The 14,423-nt window shown below is 31.9% G+C and carries 14 protein-coding genes; 1 reads left to right on the plus strand and 13 read right to left on the minus strand.

The features are described from left to right. Window positions 1-7: 7 nt before the first annotated feature. Window positions 8-358 (minus strand): Asp23/Gls24 family envelope stress response protein, encoded by a 351-nt coding sequence (locus ACWJKS_RS11245; RefSeq protein ID WP_165413697.1) that lies wholly within the window; start codon window positions 356-358, stop codon window positions 8-10. 194 nt (window positions 359-552) lie between these two features. On the opposite strand from ACWJKS_RS11245, the gene rpmB reads away from it, so the two are divergent. Further along, window positions 553-744: a 50S ribosomal protein L28 gene (rpmB, locus tag ACWJKS_RS11250; RefSeq protein ID WP_165413696.1), complete on the plus strand. Its 192-nt coding sequence runs from the start codon at window positions 553-555 to the stop codon at window positions 742-744. A gap of 756 nt (window positions 745-1,500) precedes the next feature. Here rpmB and ACWJKS_RS11255 read toward each other — a convergent pair. The 12 genes from ACWJKS_RS11255 to coaBC form a co-directional block, all read right to left on the minus strand. Beyond that, a complete protein-coding gene (locus tag ACWJKS_RS11255; RefSeq protein WP_165413695.1) occupies window positions 1,501-2,136 on the minus strand; it encodes a thiamine diphosphokinase in 636 nt (211 codons plus the stop codon). A gap of 1 nt (window position 2,137) precedes the next feature. Beyond that, window positions 2,138-2,788, minus strand: coding sequence for a ribulose-phosphate 3-epimerase (gene rpe / locus ACWJKS_RS11260; protein ID WP_165413694.1), 651 nt, complete (start codon window positions 2,786-2,788; stop codon window positions 2,138-2,140). Further along, window positions 2,785-3,654: a ribosome small subunit-dependent GTPase A gene (gene rsgA / locus ACWJKS_RS11265; RefSeq protein ID WP_165413693.1), complete on the minus strand. Its 870-nt coding sequence runs from the start codon at window positions 3,652-3,654 to the stop codon at window positions 2,785-2,787. Before rsgA ends, rpe begins: the two co-directional genes overlap by 4 nt. Window positions 3,655-3,724: 70 nt before the next feature. Next, on the minus strand, window positions 3,725-5,719 hold the full coding sequence (pknB, locus tag ACWJKS_RS11270) for a Stk1 family PASTA domain-containing Ser/Thr kinase (protein WP_216302531.1): 1,995 nt from the start codon (window positions 5,717-5,719) through the stop codon (window positions 3,725-3,727). Continuing rightward, window positions 5,694-6,446 carry a Stp1/IreP family PP2C-type Ser/Thr phosphatase gene (locus ACWJKS_RS11275; RefSeq protein WP_462959596.1) on the minus strand — a complete coding sequence of 251 codons (753 nt, stop codon included), beginning with the start codon at window positions 6,444-6,446 and terminating at the stop codon, window positions 5,694-5,696. The genes pknB and ACWJKS_RS11275 overlap by 26 nt, the downstream gene beginning before the upstream one ends. A gap of 2 nt (window positions 6,447-6,448) precedes the next feature. Next, the gene (gene rlmN / locus ACWJKS_RS11280) at window positions 6,449-7,495 is read right to left on the minus strand and encodes a dual-specificity RNA methyltransferase RlmN (RefSeq protein ID WP_165413690.1); all 1,047 of its coding nucleotides are present in this window, start codon (window positions 7,493-7,495) and stop codon (window positions 6,449-6,451) included. 12 nt (window positions 7,496-7,507) lie between these two features. Next, window positions 7,508-8,836, minus strand: a complete 1,329-nt coding sequence (rsmB, locus tag ACWJKS_RS11285) for a 16S rRNA (cytosine(967)-C(5))-methyltransferase RsmB (protein ID WP_462959597.1) — start codon at window positions 8,834-8,836, stop codon at window positions 7,508-7,510. Between the two features lie 27 nt (window positions 8,837-8,863). After that, window positions 8,864-9,520: a zinc metallopeptidase gene (locus ACWJKS_RS11290; protein ID WP_462959598.1), complete on the minus strand. Its 657-nt coding sequence runs from the start codon at window positions 9,518-9,520 to the stop codon at window positions 8,864-8,866. A 37-nt stretch (window positions 9,521-9,557) separates the two neighbouring features. Next, on the minus strand, window positions 9,558-10,487 hold the full coding sequence (fmt, locus tag ACWJKS_RS11295) for a methionyl-tRNA formyltransferase (RefSeq protein ID WP_462959599.1): 930 nt from the start codon (window positions 10,485-10,487) through the stop codon (window positions 9,558-9,560). Between the two features lies 1 nt (window position 10,488). Then, window positions 10,489-10,941, minus strand: a complete 453-nt coding sequence (def, locus tag ACWJKS_RS11300) for a peptide deformylase (RefSeq protein ID WP_165413686.1) — start codon at window positions 10,939-10,941, stop codon at window positions 10,489-10,491. Between the two features lie 40 nt (window positions 10,942-10,981). Next, on the minus strand, window positions 10,982-13,183 hold the full coding sequence (gene priA / locus ACWJKS_RS11305) for a primosomal protein N' (protein WP_165413685.1): 2,202 nt from the start codon (window positions 13,181-13,183) through the stop codon (window positions 10,982-10,984). 48 nt (window positions 13,184-13,231) lie between these two features. Then, window positions 13,232-14,422: a bifunctional phosphopantothenoylcysteine decarboxylase/phosphopantothenate--cysteine ligase CoaBC gene (gene coaBC, locus ACWJKS_RS11310; protein ID WP_216302526.1), complete on the minus strand. Its 1,191-nt coding sequence runs from the start codon at window positions 14,420-14,422 to the stop codon at window positions 13,232-13,234. Window position 14,423: the final 1 nt, after the last annotated feature.

Below are 14,423 nucleotides of genomic sequence, written 5' to 3' on the forward strand. Positions count from 1 at the left end.
TACCTCCCTAGACCCTTACACCTTGGACGTTTACGGTTATTGCTGCAACTTTCAGTCCTGTATAATTTTCAACATTATATCTTGTTTTTTGAATTATATTATTTGCTATTACAGATATTTTCGTGCCATATTCAACTATTATAAATAATTCAATAAATAGTTGGTTTTCCTTAGAATTAATTTTAACTCCTTTATTTAAAGCGTCGCTCTTAATCAATTGCCAAAATCCATCCTTGGCATCTTTGAGTGCCATCCCAACAACTCCATAACACTCTGTTGTAGAAATACCAACTATGTTTGCTAACGCTTCCTCTGAATAATATATATTACCATTCTCTCTTGCAATGTTACCTTTCATTTTAATTCCTCCTTATACCGCTATATAGATTATTTTATAGTATAATACTAATTTATTCAACAAAATTAATTTTATAATTGCTTTAGTTACGAATAATTTCTTATTTAACTTGCAAGAGTAGTAATATTCATGTTACAATTATGCGTGTTTCAATTGAGAAGATTTTTTTCTTCGTAGTCAAGGAGGTGTTTTCATTGTCAAGAAAATGCGAAATATGCAATAAAGGTGTAATTTCAGGTAGCCAATATAGTCACTCACACCGTGAATCAAAAAGAAAATGGGCTCCAAATATTCAAAAAGTTAAAGCTATAGTTAGCGGAACGCCTAAATCTATACATGTATGTACTAGATGTCTTCGTTCAGGTAAAGTCCAACGTGCTATATAATTAAAAAATAAAAATGCAGCTTTTAAAGCTGCATTTTTTATTTAAATCCAGCTTTAAAAGCTACATCGCTTATTTAAATCCAGCTTTAAAAGCTGTTTTTTTTAAACCCACCTCTAAAAACTGATTTTTTTTGTAATAACTGAGTTTTTCTATGTTATTTTTTTAAAAAAAATCTAATTATTCGAGATATAAATCTCGGTAACTTAATAGCCATAATTTTCATCTCTCTTACCTCCCAAACATGAAATCCGTAAAATTTCTTCTAACTTTCACTATCTATCTGAACCTCACTAACAATGATGGTTATGATCCATTATAGTAAAGCCATAATAAACAATTCCTCCTCCTACAACAATTATCCACCACCAAAATGGGACTATTACTACTGTTATGATTCCTATGCCTAAACATGCAATGATTACTCCAAGCTGCTTTTCTAAACACTTATAAAACCTTTTCGTAAGTTAATCCCCTCTCAAAGTATTCCAATATTATTATATGAATTACTTTCAATAATATTGCCAAAAATAAAAAATAAAAAAGTATATATTACTATTAATGCATTCACTTCGCTAATAACTACTAATTTTATTTTTAATTAATCTGTTAAAAACATAAACTCGATTTCTACTCAACCATATGTTTTCCTTAACGCATCTTAATTAAAAATAAAATAAGAAGTTCTAAAGCTCGCTTCAATGCATTATACGTAATATATACTTTTTTTGCGCATAAAAATATTTATTAATTGAAGTATTAATCTGATGATAATATTATCATCAGCGTTCCAGATTTAAATTTAAGCTGAACCTGAGGTCCTGCAAACTCATTTGAAATAGTTATACTCTGTCCAATTTTCAAATTGTAATTATTTAAAGGATATTTTGCGCCTTTAATAGTTAATCCTATTATTTCATCGCCATAAGATTGTACCGAGAATATATCGCCTACGGTGCCACTTAATGAAGTCCCGGCATCAATCAACCTAATATTATTGTTTTCATCCTTAATGCATGCACTAACGCCATTTTCTAAGCAACTTTTTAGCATTCCAATATTTCCAAGCAGATGATCAACTCTACTTCCAGTGCACCCCAATAATACTATTTCATTTGGTTTCATTTTCAAAGCCTTTTTAACTGCAATTTCAGTATCAGTAAAATCTTTTTCTGTAGGATAAATATCTATTATAGAATTATTTTTTTTAAAATAATCCAAGGCCTCTTTATCAATAGAATCAAAATCTCCTACAAGTAAGTGAGGATTTATATTATAGTCATATAGGCAATTGGCACCACTATCTGCTCCAATTAAAAATGCATCCTCAGTAATTTCATTCATGAGTAATTGTTGTGATGGTGGATTTCCTCCTGAGATTATTATGACTTTCATGTTAAATACCTAATCTTAATGCTTTTATGTTTTTCTCAATTTCATCATTCTTAAATACTGCCGACCCAGCCACAACAACATTAGCACCACTATTAACAACTTCTTGAATATTACCTACATCAATGCCACCATCTACTTGAATCATAATGTCTTTATTATAAATATCTGCAAGATCTCTAACTTCTTTAATTTTATCCGAGCAGTATTCAATATACTTTTGCCCACCAAATCCAGGGTTTACTGACATAATAAGTACCATATCAAGATTACTCATTAAATGTTTTATGCATTCTACAGGTGTAGCAGGATTTAATGCAACACCCGCTTTAATCCCAAAACTTTTTATGTAATTAATAGTTCTATCAATATGCCTATCGGTTTCATAATGGACAGTTATAATGTCAGCTCCCGAATTTACAAAGTCTTCTACATATCTAGACGGTTCTTCTATCATAAGATGCACATCAAATGGTAATTTTGTTAGTTTTCTAATGCTCTTAATAACTGGAATACCGAAAGAAATGTTAGGTACAAACATACCATCCATTACATCAATATGAATCATATCAGCACCGCACGCTTCTAGCTGCTTAATATGTTCCCCTAGCCTTGAAAAATCCGCTGACAATATAGATGGTGATATTTTTATCATTTTTTATTCCCCCTAGCAATAATTTCTTCTAATGTCTTTATATAAAATTTATATCTATCCCTGTAAATTTCATTATCTTCTACAGCTTGCTTAACTCTACAGTTAGGTTCTTTATAATGCATGCAATTAGAAAACCTACATTCACATCTATGTTTTTCAAATTCCGGGAAACAATCTTGTAATTGTTCTTTCTCAATGAAATCTAAACTTAAGGCTGAAAATCCTGGAGTATCTAACAAAAATCCTTCTTCATATTCAATAAGTTCACTGTGCCTTGTAGTGTGCTTACCCTTTTGCGATTTTTTACTTATATCTCCAGTTTTCATAGCTTCTCTTCCAAGTATACTATTAAGTATAGTTGACTTTCCAACTCCAGACGGTCCACAAAAAACGGTAATGTTATCTTTTATTCTAGTCTTAAGTTCAGAAAGTCCATCACCCTCTTTTGCTTTTAAAAATACTATGTCACATCCTACGCTTTTTAATTCTTTTATAAGGCCCTCATCAACTTGCTCAACTAAATCCAACTTATTTAAACAAAGAACTATCTTTAACTTGTAATGTTCACAAAGCACTAGAAATTTATTGAGCAAATCCATATTTAAGTCAGGTTGTTTAAAGGCAAAAACTACAAAAGCTTGAGTAACATTAGCAACCACTGGACGTATCATCTCAGTCTCTCTTGGAAAAATCTTTTCAATTACACCTTTGCTCTCATCTGTCTCAAGCATTATTTCCACTTTATCACCAATAACAGGGGAAAGCCCAGTATACCTGAACTTCCCTCTTGCCTTACATTCTATGACTTTGTCTTGAACTTTTACAAAGTATAGCCCGCCTACACCTTTTATGATTACTCCTTGCATATATCCCTCACCATTTACCTTCTATTTAATATTTTTGAATATATTTCATATATCTTGTAATTACTTATTCTTATTGAGGAGTCGCTGGGGGTGTTTCAGTTGTTGCTGGGGGTGTTTCAGTTGTTGCTGGAGGTGTTTCAGGAGTTACTGGAACTTCCGCAGCCTTAGATGTTAAAGTTATAGTATCCCCAACATTTGCCTTAGTCCCTGGCTCCTTGTCTTGCGACTCAATGATATCTTCATCATTACCAGAAACTACTATGTTTATATTCGATTGTGCAGCTGACTCACGTGCTGCTTTAACAGTTTTCCCCTTAAAGTCTGGAACATCAAATTGTTCTTTTTTAGGTTCTTCATACTTGTAATAATTAACTCCTACAGAATTACCTTCCGTAACTTCCGTATTTGCAGCAATACTTTGATTGAATATTTTACCATCAAGTGACTTATCATGAGTTACCACCGGGTGTCGCTCACCTAATTTTAAATTTGCATTTTGCAATACTCTCTCTGCATCATTTAAAGATACGTCATTTAGATTTGGAACCTTTGTTAATTTAATCTCTACACCCTTACTTATTACTAAATCTACTTTATCGCCTTTTTGAACTAAACTACCCGGATCTGGGTTTTGGCTTATTACTAAACCACTAGCAATGGAATCATTGAATTCAGATGTTACATTTCCTAGCACCAATCCATTTTGTTCAATAATAGCAGTAGCCGAAGCTTTATCAGTCCCCTTGACAGAAGGAATTTTGAAACTTGCAGGCCCTTTACTCACCGTAACTCTTACTTCACCCTTAGCCTTTAATTCTGTTCCCTCATCAGGAAAACATAACAGTACCTCGCCTTCGGGTTTTTCGCTATTTTCTTCTCCAGCCACTACAAAATTCAAGCCTTTTTCTACAACTAATTTTTCTGCCTCTACCTTATCTAAGCCAATAATTTTAGGCACCAATATCTTATCTGCCACATTAACTTGCTTGTCAGTAAGATAGTTCTTTAATGTGACTCCCGCAACACTACCTAAAACAATCAATAAAATTATTGCAACAAAAGCCATTATTATCGTTTTATTTTTTTTGTTATTTTTAGACTTCGGTTTTTTAATTACTTGTTCTTTTTCTACTACTTCTTCTTTTTCTTCTTCATGATCATCTTCTTTTTCATAGTCATCTACATTTACAGCTGCCATAACCCTAGTGTATTCATTTTCCATGCTATTTGTTGCGATAGTATATGAACTATTCTTTTGTATTCTCTGCAGATCTAAAAACATCTCATTCGCAGTTTGATACCTCTTTATAGGTTCTTTTTCTATAGCCTTTAATATTAATTTGTTCAAATTTTCAGGAACATTACCATTTATTTTCTTAGGTGGCACAACTTGTTCCTGTATATGTTTTAATGCTACTGATACAGGACTTTCTGCATCATAAGGTACTTGCCCTGTAGACATCTCATAAAGAACTATTCCAAAAGAATAAATATCTGTTCTACAATCTACAAAACTTGCTTTAGCTTGTTCAGGTGAAAAATAATGAGCTGATCCCATCACTGTGCTGGTATTAGTTATAGTTACAGAACTAGCAGCTTTTGCTATACCGAAATCTGTAACTTTAACCGTTCCATCTTCAGTCACTAAAATATTATGAGGTTTTATATCTCTATGTATAATGTTATTCTTATGAGCACACTCAAGTGCTTTTGCAATTTGCATTCCATAGTCTATTATTTGATCATAATTCATACTACCATTTTCAAGTATAATTTCCTTTAAAGTCTTTCCTTTTATATATTCCATTACAATGTAGTTAATATCTCGCTCTTGTCCAACATCATAAATATTAACTATATTATTTGATGAGAGACTAGCTACGGATGAAGCCTCTTTTTTAAATTTATCCATAAAATCTATATTATTTGAAAATTCTTCTTTTAATATTTTTACAGCAACATAACGATTGAGCAAACGACATTTAGCTTTATAAACTATCGCCATTCCACCCTCTCCAATTTTTTCAAGGAGTTCATATCTACTCCCTAATATGGTTCCTATCATCTCTGCACTCTCCTTCAAATACGATAACCGATATGTTATCGCGTCCACCCTTAGATTTACTTAAATCCACCAACATTTTACAGCTAGAAATATTGTCATTTTCATTTTTAATAATAATATCATACATTTCAGAATAAGTCACATCGTTAGTAAGGCCATCTGTGCATAAAATACATTTGAATATATTGGTCAAATTAACATCAAATAAATCAACTTCTACTAACTCATTTGTTCCAAGTGCCCTTGTAATAATATTTTTATTCGGATGAGTTCTAGCTTTTTCTTCAGTTATAGTACCATTATCTAAAAGCTGTTGTACCAAAGAATGATCTCTTGTAATTTTTAATAATTTTTTGTTATTATCAATAATATAACAACTACTGTCACCTACATTTGCAACAACCATTTCATTTTGTTTTTTAAAGCAGATTGTTATAGTTGTCCCCATCCCTTTAAGCGAATCATTACCACTTGCCATGTCATAAATTTTCTTGTTTGCAGATTTTATTCCTTCAGAAAGCACTTCTTTGAGATCTAAACCATGATGATTCTTCTTTATATATTCTATTATAACCTTAATAGCTAGCTGACTTGCAACTTCTCCTGCATTATGACCACCCATACCATCTGCTATAGCATAAATACCAAAATTAGTATCTTCAAAATAGCCTACCGAGTCTTCATTTGTTTTTCTAACATTTCCAACATCAGATAAAACCCCAAGCATTTTTACACCCCCTCATTTAAGTTTTCACTTTTAATATAGCTTCTCCGAAGTTGACCACAAGCCGCATTAATATCCAGGCCCATTTCGCGCCTTATTGTTGTCTGGATATTATTAGTTTCAAGTACCCTCTTAAACTCAGCAACGTCATCATTTGAAGACCTTTTTAATTCATTCTCTTCTATTTCATTAACTGGAATTAAATTAACATGGCATAACATATCCTTTAACAATACACTTAATTTTTCTGCATCTTGCGTGCTATCATTAAGACCCTTTACAAGAGCATATTCAAAAGTTATGCGTCTATTAGTCTTATTTATATAGTATTTAGATGCATCAATAATTTCTGCAATAGAATACTTATTTGCAATTGGCATACTCTTCATTCTAATCTCATCCGTAGATGCGTGAAGTGAAATAGCCAGTGTCGTTTGCAAGTTAATATCAGCAAACTCTTTAATCTTTGGTACGATACCACAGGTAGAAATAGTTATATGTCTTTGACCAATATTTAACCCATTTTCTGAATTCACAATTTCAAGAAATTTTATTACATTATGAAAATTATCAAATGGCTCCCCACTTCCCATTAATACAACATTAGAAATTCGCTCATTAATTAGATGCTGTGATTTCATTATTTGAGCTAGCATTTCCCCTGGAGTTAGATTTCTAATCATTCCTCCAATGGTAGATGCGCAAAATTTACATCCCATCCTACATCCAACTTGAGTCGATATGCATATAGAGTTCCCATGTTTATATTTCATAACAACGCATTCAATTAAATTACCATCGTTTAAAGCGAAAAGATATTTTCTTGTATCATTTTGTTTTGAAGTATATTCCTCTACGAGCTCAGGTATTCCTATGTAAAAATTATTTTTTAACTTTTCTTTTATACTGAGCGGAATATTATTCATATTTTCGAATTCCCATATTCCCTTATAAATCCAGTCTAATACTTGCTTAGCTCTAAATTCACTTTCCCCATTACTTTTCATCCATTGCTTTAACTCTACTAAATTCATATCTAATATATTTATCATTTTATACACCTACTATGATTTTATAATTTTGGCTATGAAAAATCCATCCATGTATTCATTCGGTAATATAGTAACATACCCTTTATCACTATAGTTTATATTATCAAATTCACCGTAAAATACTGGTTCAATCTTAAATTCTGAATGAGACTCTAGGAACCATTCAATATTGCTTTCATTTTCTTCCTTATTAAGGGTACATGTTGAATATACAAGTACTCCACCTTTTTTTATGTATTTTGAAGCATTCTCCATTATTTTTCTTTGTGTGTGAATTATATTTTCTATGTCTTTTATATGTTTACTCCACTTTATCTCAGGTTTTTTTCTAATAATTCCAAGACCAGAGCAAGGTACATCAATAAGTACCCTATCTGCAGATTGAAGTAAACTTGGATCATAAATTGTAGCGTCCATAACATCACAAGTTGTATTTACAATTCCTATTCTATTTAAATTTTGTTTTATTAATGATAACTTATTTTCATGTAAATCAAATGCAAAAATATGTCCTGTATTTTTCATAATTTCTGCAATGTGTGTTGTCTTTCCACCTGGTGCACTACAAAGATCTAATACTTCTAGATTTGGCAAAAGGTCCATAGAAAGAGCTGTAAGCATTGCGCTTTCATCCTGGACTGTTATACTTCCTTCATTAAATAAAAGGTTATTCTCTATATTTTTCCCTTTAATAATTCGTATTGCCTCAGAACACGCATAGCCTTTTTCTATATTATACCCATTTTCTATAAGTTTTTCCCATATTTCCTCATAAGTTAATTTCAGAGTATTAACTCTAACTGTAACATCAGGTTTTTGATTTAAGCCACTTAGAATTTTCTCAGCGCTTTCAATCCCATATTGCTTTATAAAGAGTTTAACTAAAGCCTTAGTGAAGGAATACTCAAAGCATAATCTTTCAATATCATTTTTTTCATTATAATACACCGCGGTGTCGCCCCTTAGATAGTTTCTAAGTACTCCATTAACAAATTGTGCCGCTCCTACATTACTCATCTTTTTTGTTAAGTTTACAGCCTCATTAACCACAGCAAAACTTGGTATTTTATCCAAAAACCTAATTTGATATATTGATATTCTTAATATGTTTAAAACAAAACTATCTACCTTTTCAAAGCCTTTTTTTAAAAAACTGCTCAATATTTTATCTATTGTGTATTTATATTTTAAAGTACCGTAAACTATTTCTGTAACTAACGCTTTATCCTTATCATTTAAATCGGATTTATTAAGTTCCAGACCTAAAACTATATTAGAATAAGCGTTTTCATTTATTACTTTTTCTATAACTACAATTGCTACTAACCTACTATTGTTCATGTTATTACCTCAATTTTCTATTTGATTTTATCTATCGCGACTTAAAAGAACAAGACGTATAAGCTGAGAAACTGCCATAAGTGTTGCAGCCACATATGTCATAGCGGCTGCACTTAATACTGCTTTAGCTCCTTTTATTTCATCTCCATAAAGTATACTTTTGGATTCTAAAATTGTAAGTGCTCTACTAGATGCATTAAATTCAACTGGCAAGGTAATTAACTGGAATACTACCACTGCTGAAAATAATATAATTCCAATATTTACTAGAGAAGGTACACTTAAAATTATTCCTATTAAAAATAGTAACCAGGATGCATTAGAACTAAATTTAACTGCTGGCACTATAGCGTTCCTTATTTTTAAAGGCGCATATTTTTCTTTGTCTTGAAGCGCATGCCCAGTTTCATGAGCCGCAACCCCTATAGCTGCAACTGTTGTCCCATTATAAACCTCCTTGGAGAGCCTCATAACTCGTTTAGAAGGGTCGTAATGGTCAGTAAGCTTTCCACCTACTATTTCCACTGGTATATCAAAAAGCCCTCCATCATCAAGTAGCATTCTAGCTACCTTCTCCCCTGTATATCCATTTGCACTATTTACCTTTGAGTATTTACTAAATGAAGACTTAATTTTAAGTTGTGCTAAGCCTGATATAATTATAGCTGGCAATAATACAACCATAGTATTATCCTAAAAAAGCATATTATTTCACCCCTTCTTATTTCAAAATCGAACCTTCATTTATCTTATTTCCTATTATATAATCCCTTACTTTTAAAGGCTTCTTACCCGGAAATTGTATCTCTTCAATAAGTAAAACACCACTACCAGTCGCTACCTTTAATCCTTCTTTTGAAACCTCTATAATACTTCCAATCATTTTATTTGATTGTTCGTTTATTACTTTTGACTTATATATTTTCATTACTGTATTCTCATAATGAGTATATGCAATTGGCCATGGATTTAATCCTCTTATAAAATTATGAATATTAACATTACTACATTCCCAATTTATCTTTGCCATTTCTTTGCCTAACTTAGAAGCATATGAACTAAATTCATTTTCCTGTTTAACTGGCTCTATTTCGTTACTTACTATACCATTTATTGTTTTAACTAAAAGTTGTGCTCCGCTATTCATAAGAATATCGTGCAATTCTCCCGCAGACATAACACCTGGCAGTTCCATTTCCTCTGTTAAAAGTATATCACCTGTATCAAGACCAACATCCATAAGCATTGTTGTATTTCCACTTTTACTCTCACCATTAATAACACACCAATTTATAGGAGCCGCGCCTCTATATTTGGGTAATAAAGATGCATGTAGATTTATACATCCATATTTAGGAATACTAAGCACTTCCTTTGGAAGGATTTGTCCAAACGCTACTACTACAATAAAATCCGGTTTTAAGTTTTTAATCATTTCTATCATTTCTTCATTATTTCTGAGTCTTAAAGGCTGATATACCGGTATATTATAAGTCACAGCTAACTGTTTAACAGCGGACATTGCTAAATTTTTACCTCTTCCTTTTGGTCTATCAGGCTGAGTAAAAACAGCAGAAACTTCAAATTCATTTATAAGTTGCGAAAGGGATGGCACTGAAAATTCTGGCGTACCCATAAAAATTATCTTCATATTATTTTTCCTCACCCTCTATTGCTTTGTCTATAAATAATATCCCATCTAAATGATCAATTTCATGGCAGAGTGCTCTTGCAAGAAGACCTTCTCCATCTATTATTATCTCTTCTCCATTTTCACTTAATGCCTTCACTTTTACTGTTTCTGGCCTATCTACATTTTTTTGTACTCCTGGTATGCTTAAACAACCTTCATTGTCTATTTGTGAACCTTGTATTTCTACAATCTGTGGGTTAATAATTGCCATAGGTCCATTACCAACATCAATAACTACTATCCTCTTTAAAATGCCAACCTGCGGTGCAGCAAGCCCTACTCCCTTAGACTTATACATAGTTTCTTTCATATCTTTAACTAATAATAGAATCCTAGGGTTAATTTCATCTACCACTCTACTTTTTCTCCTTAATATGTCGTCGCCATAGGTTCTAATCGTTCTTATAGCCATACGAAAACCTCCTTGTCATTAATTATCACCAAAGGTGCTGTTAGATCATGTTACTTGGATTAATATCTATACTAACTCGTATACTAGTATAAACATTCTTAAGCAATTCATAAACCGATTTTTTTATTTCCTCTGCAATTGTTTGTTCAATATTTCCTTTAATTATAATTTGCCATCTATAGAAATTTTTAATTTTTGAAACTCCACAAGGGCATGGACCTAGCAATGTAATTTTATCATTGTTTTTAATCTTATATTTTAAATTTTCACCAACATTTTGTGTACTTTTTATTAACAAATTTTCATCCTCAGAACTCATAGTTATGACTAGAATACTTGTAAAAGGTGGATAGTCCATAACTTTTCTCATCATGATTTCATTTTTATAGAAACTATCATAGTCATTCTCCGCTGCATACTGTATGGTCAAATTGTCAGCATTATATGTTTGGATAACTACCTTGCCTTCTTTCTTACCTCTACCTGCTCTTCCTGAGACTTGAGTAAGTAGTTGAAACGTCCGCTCAAAAGCCCTGAAATCCGGTAAATTCAATGATAAATCCGCAGCTATTACTCCTACTAAAGTAACATTTTTAAAATCTAATCCTTTAGCAACCATCTGAGTTCCAATTAAAATATCTGCCTGTTTATTTTTAAAGGTATTATATATATATTCATAAGAATTTTTTTTCCGAGTTGTGTCAAAATCCATTCTTAGAGTTTTTGCACTTGGAAAAATCCTATTAATTTCTTGCTCAATTTTTTCTGTTCCAACTCCAAAATATTTAACATAACTACTTCCACAATTAGGACATGTTTTACTTATTTTTTCTTTTTCTCCACAATAATGGCAAGTTAGGTATTCACTTGAATTATGGTAGGTTAATGATATATCACATTTTTTGCATTTGAAAACATAACCACATTTCCTACAGGATACGAAGGTCGAAAAACCTCTTCTATTTAAAAACAAAATCACCTGCTCGTTTCTGCTTAGAGATTCAATAATACCCTCATGCAGTGGCTTACTAAATATTGAACGATTGTTATTCATTAACTCTTCGCGCATGTCAACGATTTCTACTTTTGGCATGGCAGCACCATCTGCCCTCTCATTAATAGTAATTAATTCTAATTCCTTTATGGTAGACCTATAATAACTTTCAATAGATGGAGTAGCTGACCCCAATATTAATTTGCAATTTTCTAGTTCACATTTCATATAAGCTATTTCACGAGCATCAAATTTTGGATTACTGTCGGATTTATAACTCGCTTCATGTTCCTCATCTATAACAATTAATCCTAAGTTTTCAAAAGGTAAAAATATAGCTGACCTTGCCCCAATAGCAATTTTAACATTTCCGAGCTTTACTCTCATCCATTCGTCATATCTCTCACCATCTGATAGCCTACTATGAAAAACTGCTATATCACGTCCAAATCTACCTTTGAACCTTTCAACCATTTGTGGGGTTAACGATATTTCTGGTATAAGTATTATAGACTGCTTATTCTCTTTTAACATATAACTAACTAAATTCATGTATATCTCAGTCTTTCCACTACCTGTAACTCCATGTATCAAGAATTTTTTCGCCTTAGAATTTATTATAAACTCAACTGACTGCTGTTGTCTTTCATTTAGTGTTTTTTCTTCATACCTAGAATAGTTTTTTTCGCTATACCTATTAATTATAACCTCTTGCGTGGTTAAGAATCCATGCTTAATCATTGTATTTATTGATGACAGTGATTTATTAAAATTTTTACTGAACTCAGTCTTATTATATTTCATATTATTTAATTGTATTATCTCATAAATATTTTTGTAAGGTTCATTTAAAAATTTGCCTTCTAGTTCCTTGCTCGCAGTTAATACTTGCATCGTCTTATTCTTTATACCTTTTGTTATACCTCTTGGAATAATAACTTTTATGCATTCCAAATATGTACAAAGGTATTTTTTTTTCATAATCTTTACAAGTTCAATATCAGTTATTTTAAGGAGTGGCATTTCATCACATATAGTTGTTATCTCCTTAATATTCTTCACATTCTCACATTGCTTATAAAGTTCCAATACAAAAGCGTCCACTGTCCTGTTTCCTCTACCAAATGGCACTTTAACTCTAAATCCTAAATGGACACTGCCTATTAATCTAATAGGTATTTTATATGTAAAAACCTTATCCACTTGAACCGAATCATTATTCACCACAACTCCAGCATACTGATACACTTAATCACCCTTTTAATTTTATGATTTTATATAACATAAAAAAGCGCATTAGCGCTTTTTATTTATTAAATCAAACAATTCCCTAGCAACTTCTTTTTTTGGCATTTTGTCTATTGTTATTGGACTATTGTCTTTGCTTAAAATAATCACTTTATTATCTTCAGTTCCAAACCCAATATCTGTTCCCGTTATATCATTGGCAATTATGTAATCTAAATTTTTTTTAAGAAGTTTTGATTGCGCATTTTGTAGCAAATCATTACTCTCAGCTGCAAAACCCACTAATACTTGATTCTTCTTAAGCGATCCTAATTCTTTTAAAATATCATTATCACGCACAAATTCTAAGTTTAATCCATTTCCACTTTTCTTAATTTTGCTACTACAGTATGTTTTAGGCTTAAAGTCAGATACAGCTGCTGCTTTTATAACTATATCACTATCGTAAAAATTATCTATTACAGCAGTTCTCATCTCTTCATTAGTATTAACCTTTATGGCATTTATACCAAAAGGTGTTTTTTCACCAGATGGTCCAGATACTAAAGTTACAACTGCCCCTCTATCTCTAGCTTCTCTCGCAATTGCATATCCCATTTTGCCTGTTGACCTATTTGTTATAAATCTTACAGGATCAATAGGCGCAATTGTAGGCCCAGCTGTAACTAAAACTTTAGTGCCTTTCATATCTTTTATAGGATACAACTTGCTCATGATTTCTTCAAAAATATCTTCAGTTTGTGCTAACTTTCCTTCTCCTATGTCCCCACAGGCGAGTCTTCCTGATGTTGGCGCAATAAAATCATATCCAAAAGCCTTAAGCTTTTGAATATTACCTTGCAGTATTGGATTATTGTACATATTGACATTCATTGCTGGAGCAAAAATCACTGGTGCCTTTGTTGCCATAATAGTAGTAGTTAACATATCATCTGCAATCCCATTTGCAACTTTACCAATTATATTGGACGTTGCTGGAATTACAGCAAATAGATCTGCTTTTTTAGCAAGAGATATATGTTGTAGTTCCCATGCTTTAGGCTCATCAAACATATCATGAATGACAATGTTCTGACTCATAGATTGAAAACTTAGAGGGGTTACAAACTCCGACGCCGCTTTAGTCATGATAACATGTACGCAAACATTTTCTTTTCTTAATCTACTAATAACATCTAAAGCCTTATATACTGCTATCCCACCTGTTACACCAATAACTACTGTCTTTTTGTTTTCCATA

It is taken from the genome of Clostridium sp. CM038 (genome assembly GCF_055081105.1).

Excerpts from the sequence above, each read along its gene's own strand:
- pknB (WP_216302531.1), bottom strand. The coding sequence starts at position 5,719 with ATGATAGGAACCATATTAGGGAGTAGATATGAACTCCTTGAAAAAATT.
- rsmB (WP_462959597.1), bottom strand. The coding sequence starts at position 8,836 with ATGAACAATAGTAGGTTAGTAGCAATTGTAGTTATAGAAAAAGTAATA.
- ACWJKS_RS11275 (WP_462959596.1), bottom strand. The coding sequence starts at position 6,446 with ATGCTTGGGGTTTTATCTGATGTTGGAAATGTTAGAAAAACAAATGAA.
- coaBC (WP_216302526.1), bottom strand. The coding sequence starts at position 14,422 with ATGGAAAACAAAAAGACAGTAGTTATTGGTGTAACAGGTGGGATAGCA.
- ACWJKS_RS11245 (WP_165413697.1), bottom strand. The coding sequence starts at position 358 with ATGAAAGGTAACATTGCAAGAGAGAATGGTAATATATATTATTCAGAG.
- rsgA (WP_165413693.1), bottom strand. The coding sequence starts at position 3,654 with ATGCAAGGAGTAATCATAAAAGGTGTAGGCGGGCTATACTTTGTAAAA.
- ACWJKS_RS11290 (WP_462959598.1), bottom strand. The coding sequence starts at position 9,520 with ATGGTTGTATTATTGCCAGCTATAATTATATCAGGCTTAGCACAACTT.
- rlmN (WP_165413690.1), bottom strand. The coding sequence starts at position 7,495 with ATGATAAATATATTAGATATGAATTTAGTAGAGTTAAAGCAATGGATG.
- ACWJKS_RS11255 (WP_165413695.1), bottom strand. The coding sequence starts at position 2,136 with ATGAAAGTCATAATAATCTCAGGAGGAAATCCACCATCACAACAATTA.
- def (WP_165413686.1), bottom strand. The coding sequence starts at position 10,941 with ATGGCTATAAGAACGATTAGAACCTATGGCGACGACATATTAAGGAGA.
- rpe (WP_165413694.1), bottom strand. The coding sequence starts at position 2,788 with ATGATAAAAATATCACCATCTATATTGTCAGCGGATTTTTCAAGGCTA.
- fmt (WP_462959599.1), bottom strand. The coding sequence starts at position 10,487 with ATGAAGATAATTTTTATGGGTACGCCAGAATTTTCAGTGCCATCCCTT.